Origin of the sequence: Acinetobacter sp. CIP 102136 (genome assembly GCF_000369685.1) — a bacterium.
GTDB lineage: Bacteria > Pseudomonadota > Gammaproteobacteria > Pseudomonadales > Moraxellaceae > Acinetobacter > Acinetobacter fasciculus.
The window spans coordinates 1997755-2004927 of record NZ_KB850142.1 but is presented as its reverse complement, the minus strand read 5'-3'; the positions used below and the strand labels follow the sequence as shown (position 1 = coordinate 2004927).

Here is a 7173-nt window from a genome sequence, read left to right as displayed (position 1 = left end):
GTCCATAAACAGTTGTGCTGGCGACCATAGCAAGAGTGAACCACCTGATCCCTTCCCGAACTCAGAAGTGAAACCTCTTAGCGCTGATGGTAGTGTGGGATTACCCATGTGAGAGTAAGTCATCGCCAGCTCATTATTCGAAAATCCCCCTGTCTCAAACAGGGGGTGTTTTTTTATGGGCGAGATAATTGTCTTGACTATTTAGCATTCATATAACGTTTTAGCATTCATATAACGTTAACTTTATACAGTGTTCAATATGAAGCTAGAGCGATAATTAACCTTATCGAGTAAGGGGCGGATTGCTCAACTTTGTTCTTGCAATGCATCAAACTGACGTCGAGCATGTTTAAAGGCAGTTCTAAGGCCTTCTTCCAGCGTAGGATGATAAAAAGGTTTCTTTAGGATCTGGTGAATATCCTGGTCGGCATCAATCATCCAGGCCAGTAAATGGGCCAGATGTTCTGCTTGTGAACAGAAGAGTTCTGCACCAAGTAATTTACCTGATTTTTTATCAATATAAACTTCTATTCCGCCTGAGTTTTCTGCCAGAACTAGTGCACGTCCTTGATTTTCATAAGAGACAAATCCCCGAATAAATTCGATTTGTTGATCTTCTAGTTGCTTGAAACTTTTTCCGATAATCGCCATTTCAGGATGACAAAATACAATCGCCAATGGGATTAAGGCAGAAATAGGTTTTACCTCGGGATAATTCAAGCAGTTATGAACAACCTGTTTACCAGTATGCGCGGCTTCATGTTGAATGGGTGCATCAGGAGCGGCATCACCTACTATAAATATAGGTAGGTTTGCAAGTCGTTTGGTTTCTTTATCGATAGGAAGGTTTTTGATGTCCTTGAATGTTGAATTGAGTTGATCTAGACCTAAACGATCTATGTTGCTTTGTCGACCTGTGGCACCTAAGACATATTCAACGTCAATACTCTTAGACTGATCATTTTCTGTAAAATTAATCTTTACTTTATCTGATTGTATTTCAACTTTATCTGGCAAAATTTTAAATTTGATATTGAGTTCTTTACTGAATTGCTCTTGCGCCAGTTTTTGTAAAACTGCACTGCTTAATGCGCCTAGTTTTTGGCTACGCGCAAACATCGTGGTTTTTACACCTAGTCGTTGCATAGCTTGAGCTAATTCAATTGCAATAATGCCACTGCCGATCACTGCTAAAGACTTAGGTAATTGGGAAAACTCAAATATTTCATTTGAAGTGATGTATTTGTCTTTTAATTTTTGCTTTAGATTTTCATCAATATTGGGGCGTGAACCTACAGCGACAATAAAACTTTTGGCCCGATAGGATTGTCCATTGACTTCGATCGTTTGGAGATCAACAAATTTGGCTTTTCCGGAAATTTTATGTGAGCTGTCCCATTGATCGACACCTTTCAAGGTTGCACGAATAAAACGTTCTCTAAGGACATGCACGCGTTGCATAACCTCTGAAGGATCAATGATAGAATTATGTTTTAAAGCAAGTTCTTCAGCAGTTTGAATATCATGCATGCGATTTGCGGAAGAGATTAGCAATTTACTTGGCATACAACCTACACGGGCACAGGTCGTATCCCATGGGCCATCATTGATAATTAACATATTCTGGGTGTATTTAATGGCTTCGTTATAGGCACTTATTCCTGCAGTGCCTGCGCCGATGATGATGAGGTCATGCATAAAATGTTTACTCAGTTCTCAACAACTAACTATTTACCTTAATATTTACAATGTTTTCGATGTAAATTATGTAACTACATTGCTTATTTTTGCTAATTTGAGTAAATTTTGTATAAAAGCCAGAAGACTAACTTTATGGCAGCTTAAATATTATATCTAGTGGGAAAAATCATGAGTTTGTTTATAAATTTAAAAAAATTAGGGGTAAACACAACAGTTTTAGCGACATCAATTTCATTGGTCGCTTGTGGCGGTGGGGGAAGTGATGGTTACTACAATAATGGTTCTCCAAGTGGCAATACTGGGGAAGGGAATACAAGTGATAACAATCAATCAGAAACAGATACTTCAAAGGTAGCAAATAGTCTTAGTATTTCATTACAAGATATTGAAGGCAAACCTTTACAGATTGCTCAAGATAATAGTCAAGTCAAAATAGCAGTTAAAGTATTAAATATAGATAAAGGTGGAATCGCAGGTAAAGATGTACGTTTAAGTATTGGCGGAGAAGATTTGGGGGTAGAAAGTACTAACTCTAAAGTTTCTTCAGATGAAAATGGGGTTGCATTATTTACATTAAATATTCCTGCATTACAAACTGATACTGGAAAGGTTCAACTAACAGCAAAGGTTGAAGGAACTACAGTCTCAATTCCTTATACATTGAATATCAAAAAAACAAGTACAATTATCAGTGATTATAATCTTAATGTACCACAAGGTTTAGTGTTAAATTTGCCAAAAGGCTCTACTGACGTTGTATTACAAGTAACGGATGCCAAAAGTGGTGCAAAAGTTGGTCAGACTGTTGAATTAACTTTACCTCCTGAAATGAATGGTAAATTTATAGTTGAAACAGGTTCATCAGTAACAACAGATACTCAAGGTAAAGCGACTTTTAAAATTAGTGCAAATCCGAATCTGACATCAGATGATATTGCAAATTTTGTTGAAAGTTCACAAAAACTAAGTTTTAAGTTAATTGATGAGTATCGTGCTGAAAAAAATGCAGTAACGTCTCTTACATTTAAAGATATTTCAAGTGTAGTAAATAAACTCGAAATTATTACACCAGAAGATTCTATTGCAGCCAAAGATGGCACAGCAAAAATTCTCGTATTTGCAAAAAATAGTGCAGGAAATGTTTTAAAAAATACCCAAGTCAAGTTAGCTGTAGATGCAATCGCGAAATATTATGGGGTCCAACTTGATAAAAATGAGGCTACAACAAATTCAGAAGGTTATGCTGAGTTCACTTTAAAGAGTAACTCGAATTATCCAATTGCTCTTTCACAAAGAGGAATTGAGCTTACTGCCACATACGAAAATAATCCGGATATTAATGGTAAAGCAACGGTACAGGTCGTAACTGCTGATAGTAGTGTAAATAATCAAGAGGCAATTCAGCGTTTAGAAATCGCATCTGCATATAAAGTGAATGCAGTTAATGATAGTGTCGAAATTAAAGTTAAAGCAATAAATTATAAAGGATTAGGGGCTTCTAAGGGTAATATCACTCTCAGCTTGAATGCAGGGGCAACATCTAATGGTGTTACTTTTGATGGTGCTGCAACTCGTGATGTAGATCCAAATGGCTTTGTAACTTTTAAGCTTAAGACAATTTCTCTGACACCAACACCTACACAAAAGGCAATTGATGCTTTAATTGATGCTGGTATTGAAGCAACTTTTACTGCAGATAATGGTGCAAGCAATAAGATTAATATTATTGTAGATAATGAAATTGTCTCTGAAAAAACAATTGATTATTTACAGATCGATCCAATATTAAATACCTTTGACTATAAAAAAGATCAAACTATTACAGTAAAAGTTAAAGCTCTTGATGAAAAAGGTAGTCCTTTAATCGGTGAAAAATTACAATTAAATAAGAATACACAATTTCAAAGCTTGGGTTTAAGCTTAAATGGTAATGCAGAAGCAGCAACACGTGATGATGGCTATGCAATATTTGAACTAGATTATAAGTATAATGGGTCTGAGCCTCAAAGAATTGCTGCTGAACAAGGTGTAAATATAGTTTTCTCTGCAGTTAGAGACAGTAAAAAAACTCAATCTATTAAACTTAACTTTGCTACACAAGCTAAGCCAGAACTGGACTATTTAACTGTTGATACTGACGGGATAAAATCTATTATCTTGGGTGTAGAAAAAATAGTAACAGTACGAGTGGCTGCAGTTGATAAAAATGGAGATGCCTTAGCAAATCAATTAGTAAACTTAAATGTGAAAGACAATATTTCACTAACTAAAGGTGTTTCTTATGCCTCACCAACCGAGGTGACAACAGATAGTAATGGCTTGGCTGTATTTAGCTTAAAAGTTAAAGCACAAAACCAAAGTGATTATGATGCCTTAATGAATGGTTTTGATATTGAAGTAACTCCTATCGGATCAGATACAAAAAAGATTAGTAGACATATTGAATTATCTGCATTTACAACTGATCCTGAAGCGAACAGTAAAGTCGCTCAATTAATGATTGATCCTATTACTAATGCATTTAGTTACGTTCAAAATCAAAATATTGTTATAAGAGCAAAAGCATTAGATGATAAAGGAAACCCACTCGTTAATGCACGTGTAAATATTGAATCATCCTTATCTAGTACAGATATGAAAGCTTTGCAATTAAGCCTTGTGAGTCAGGCTGAACAAGTTACAGATGCAGAAGGCTATGCGACATTTATATATAGTTATAAATATGATGGAACATCTACACAAGCTAATTTAGCGAAAGCAGGCGTAGAATTTACTATTCGTTCTGCTATTACTAATAAGGTAGATAATATTGCTATTAAATTTGCTACCTTACCAAAAGTGTTGGATTATTTTAATGTAAGTTTATCTCAATATGCCCTGGCTCTTGAGGGTGGGGAAAAAGTAATTAGTATCACAGTAGATGCTAAAGATATTAATGGGGATATTTTAGCTGGACAGCAGGTTTCAATTGGTTTAAATGATGCTGCATTACCAAATGGTATAAAGTTATTAACTCCAAGCTCACTTATTACTGATAATGCAGGTAAAGCTGTATTCCAAATAAGTATTGATCCAAAAACAGCTGAACAAATTGCAAATTTAGATGCAAATGATTTAACAATTGCAATTCTCGGTAAGCGCCCTGATGGTTCATCATATTCAGCAGTTCAAAAAGTTGAACTTTCGAAACCGGTTGAAGTATTACCAGACTTAGCTAATCTTCTGTTTACTACAATAGATGATAAACCATTAGATACAATTTCTGTACTTGGTGGTGAAACACGAGTTAAAGTTAAAGCAGTCGATGAAAATGGAAAACCAATTCCTAATACACCAATTGCAATTGCTTTATCTAGTCTCACTTCTAGTCGTGTGTCATTAAGCAATATACCAACTCAAACGAATAGTGAGGGTAAAGCTGAATTTACCGTGACCGTAGCCGAGGGAGAGTATGACCCTAGTTTGATCAAAAATGGCATTATCTTTGCTGTAGTAGGTACAAACTTAAATAATGGTGACCGTTTACAGCAAACAGGTGCAATTAATATTACTGCTCCTGCAAATGCGTTAAACCCACGTTTAACCTCAGATGTAAAAACAGTGACAGCTGGGCAAACAATTAAAGTGTATGCAGCTGTTAAAGATGAAATGGGAGTTAATACTGTTACAGGTACACCGATGCGATTAAGCTTGAATAAAGAAGCGATCGATGCTGGTGTTAAGTTAAAAGCCAATGGTGTTGATATAGAGGGTGTGCTTATACCAGCAGATAGTTCAATTGAATTTGCCTTAGAGGTACCAAAAGGTATAACGACGGATATATTACAATCTATTCGAGTTACAGGTGTAATTCGAGATCCAAAGGGTAATGAAATTCCTGCTATTTTAACGTTTACAGTTGAAGATGTCGAAAACCCAAACCATCTTGAAATCAATAGTTTTAAAAACACTTTGAATCCAGGTGATGACAGAACAGTTGTCGTTGTACGTTTACTCGATGCTTCTAATAATCCTGTACGTAATGAAGAAGTCACCTTGGCTGTACGTAAGACAAACACCACCACAGGTAAAAATGTAGGCTTTATTACTGAAGAAAATACTTCTGATGAAAATAATCATCCTTTACCAGAAAATATTGCTGAGAAATGGACTGTCAAAACTGATGAAGATGGACGAGGCTTCTTCACCCTATATATTCCAAAAGAAGGTTTTGATAAAGATGCTTTGATAGCAAGTGGTATTACCTTAGATGCAACTAATACTACGAATGGTATTGATGTGAAGCAGGTTCTTCATTTAAATGTTACAGATCCGACATCGACTACACCAAGACACAATATTTTCATCAAACCAGATCAATCAACTATTAATGTTGTCGATGGAACGGCAACTGTTAGCGTCAGTTTACGTGATCAGTTTGGTGGAGCAGTTTCTAATGAATATATTACATTGAATTTAAAGAACTCGAACTTCAATGGAGCTTATATTCAAGGCGCTTCCGGGATTGTGACAAATAATAATGGTGAAGCTAAATTCATCATTAAAATTGATGAAAGCTTACGTCGTAATTATACTGAGACTGCTTTTATCAATGAAGATTTGGAGCTGAGTGCAAGTTTTTCAGGTGCTACCCAAACTCATATACTGGATGTAGTCAGAAAATCTGTTAACAATCTAGTGATTAATATTACAGATAATCATTTAGAACCTGTAGCCAATGGTAATGCTTATGAGCAAACGTTAAAAGCTACAGTAAAAGATGAACTTGGAAATTTAGTAAAAGAACAGAATGTAAGCTTTGAAATTAAACCTCAAAGTTATATTAGAGGGCAAAATTTATGGGCATTAGCACCAACAAATTCCATAACTCCTCCAACTAGTGAAATGAAATGGGTGTTTGCTGGTCAAAGATATTATCAAGGTGATAATGCTGCTAATCCTGAATTAGTTAATCAGAGCTTGCACTGTAACTTTGCTGTAGATGTTACCCAAGTCACAAATGCGAATGTAGCATTAGATGTTGTTAAGTTTAAGGCAAGTAATGATGCGACATGGACTGGGGTTACAAATAATTCAGGTGAAATTAATTTTGTAATAACTTATCCAAAAACGTATGCTCAATGGTTAAATGTACGTATTGATGCTACAGCAGAATCAAATTCGTATAGAATGTCAAATAGTTATCCTCATCTTCTACGTAACCAGCAAGGTAATGATAAGAATTTCAATGGAATTTATTCGATTAATGCAATTAGTCCATTTGGTACAAATACTTCAGAGTGTACACCCTAAAATTTAATGAATTGTAGATAAAATTTACCTATAATTCAAAAAAAACAGCGCTTCGGCGCTGTTTTTTTATGGGAACTAAAATTTAAAAAACTAAATTGATGTTCCCATGCTCACACCCACAGTCGGCTTCAAATTCATCGAGTTACAGCCTGTAAAAGCCAAACTACAACATGCAATAAT

2 protein-coding genes and 1 rRNA gene are annotated in these 7173 nt (G+C 35.4%); 2 read left to right on the top strand and 1 reads right to left on the bottom strand.

Going from position 1 to position 7173, the window contains the following annotated elements; all coding sequences use genetic code 11:
- Nucleotides 1–16 precede the first annotated feature (16 nt).
- Nucleotides 17–131 (top strand): 5S ribosomal RNA (rrf, locus tag F893_RS15000).
- A 175-nt stretch (nucleotides 132–306) separates the two neighbouring features.
- Here the strand turns inward: rrf and F893_RS14995 are convergent.
- Nucleotides 307–1698: a dihydrolipoyl dehydrogenase gene (locus F893_RS14995; RefSeq protein ID WP_004281593.1), complete on the bottom strand. Its 1392-nt coding sequence runs from the start codon at nucleotides 1696–1698 to the stop codon at nucleotides 307–309.
- A 171-nt stretch (nucleotides 1699–1869) separates the two neighbouring features.
- Between F893_RS14995 and F893_RS14990 the strand changes: the two genes are divergently transcribed.
- A complete protein-coding gene (locus F893_RS14990) occupies nucleotides 1870–6993 on the top strand; it encodes a hypothetical protein (RefSeq protein WP_005252923.1) in 5124 nt (1707 codons plus the stop codon).
- The last annotated feature ends 180 nt before the right edge of the window (nucleotides 6994–7173 follow it).